At 54.2% G+C, this 1,323-nt stretch carries 3 protein-coding genes; 1 reads left to right on the top strand and 2 read right to left on the bottom strand.

The features are described from left to right. The coding region (locus M1V25_RS10240; protein WP_498843220.1) for an excisionase family DNA-binding protein at positions 1 to 201 on the top strand (201 nt) is incomplete at its 5' end. A gap of 67 nt (positions 202 to 268) precedes the next feature. Here M1V25_RS10240 and M1V25_RS10235 read toward each other — a convergent pair. Together M1V25_RS10235 and M1V25_RS10230 are read right to left on the bottom strand one after the other, a co-directional pair. Beyond that, positions 269 to 862, bottom strand: a complete 594-nt coding sequence (locus tag M1V25_RS10235; protein WP_498843219.1) for a hypothetical protein — start codon at positions 860 to 862, stop codon at positions 269 to 271. A 158-nt stretch (positions 863 to 1,020) separates the two neighbouring features. Then, the coding region (locus tag M1V25_RS10230) for a hypothetical protein (RefSeq protein WP_498843218.1) at positions 1,021 to 1,323 on the bottom strand (303 nt) is incomplete at its 5' end.

The following is a 1,323-nucleotide window of genomic DNA, read 5'->3' as shown; positions in this document are numbered from 1 at the left end:
CCCTCTAAGAAATCCGAATTTATCCAAATTCGCGAAGCCGCCGAATGGCTTGGGGTGCCGTTTTCCTCTCTGCGTAAGTATGTCTCCCGAGGATTGCTGCCTTCATACAAGCTTGGGAGGCACCGCCTCTTCCGCAAGCCCGAGATCATCGAAGCCCTCCGCCAAACTACCAACTCCACCCTCGACCAGATTTTGAGGTAGGAGAACTTGGCCGCGCGATCGTTCGCGTTGAAATGCCATTGGGCACTTGATTTATTTATTGTAATCTTCAAACAGACACCACTTCGCGTGAAGTGATCCCTGAGAGATTTGGCTTCGCCGTAGCCTTGGCTTTGGCGGATCTCTCGGCGATCATCTGTGCTACTTTGAGGATTGCCTCGCGTTCGGTACGAAACCAGCGCCGACTGGCGATAGTACGAAACTCTCTGATCTTGGCATTGAACTGGCATTGCCCCAGCTTCTTTCGGCATTTGCAAGGACATAACTGCTTATTAGCAAGCCGTTTTTTCATCCCGAGCAGTCGGAGGGTTTCCACAGCTTGGCGAATGTCTTTCACGCCAAACATGGCGACGTAATCGTCTAGCATTCCCGTCAGTCCGTGTGCCAGTTCACCGAAAGCAAAGCTGCCACAGCCGGACAGTCGCCGGGATTGAGCGAAGAGGTATGGGACAAGACATTTGTCCGCGAAGCCGATCATGGTTGGCTGCTCCGCTAAAAATCGAAGCAGCCGCAACGGTGAGCCGAGACAAAGGGTGCCGTCAGCCGGATTCACATGAGAGTCGGCTTCTTTGGGTATCCTGCCGCCAGTCTCAATAACCCGTGGCACTTCTCTTGGGAAGGCGGGTGGGATTTCAATCTCCAAATCGAACTCATCCCTGACGTCGCCCGCCTCCCGATGTGTTGCTGTAAACGCAAATCGTCCACGCAGGATGGGCGGCCTCCCTGCGCGCGGACGAAACGTCATTAGCGGATAGTCCGCTAGGAACTCGCCGAGGCCGGGTATGTTAGTGTAGGCAGATTTCAAGGACGAGCCCACGGTTTGGCCGGGCTCTCGGAAACGACATGCACCTTGGGACGAGTGGTCACGTTGACTGTGGCGAGGCAGAGCTTTTCCTGTAATCGGTCTTTATCGATGCTCGCCGCGAGTTTGGCGTGAACTTGCTCATCGAGGTAGGTCACGTCACGAGCTTGGGCTATGATTTTGAAATCATTCCGGGCTGTTTCTAGCCAGTTCCAGAAATTCTCCTCAAGCTTGAGATGCGCATATTGCGAATCATGCCACTTGTCGGCGAAGTCTTCAGCGGGATTCACGGGGTTGGGTAC

The sequence above is a fragment of the Candidatus Nebulibacter yamunensis genome (assembly GCF_024208055.1).
GTDB classification, from domain to species: Bacteria; Pseudomonadota; Gammaproteobacteria; order Francisellales; family Francisellaceae; genus Caedibacter; species Caedibacter lacustris.
This window is presented reverse-complemented; position numbering and strand designations above follow the sequence as displayed.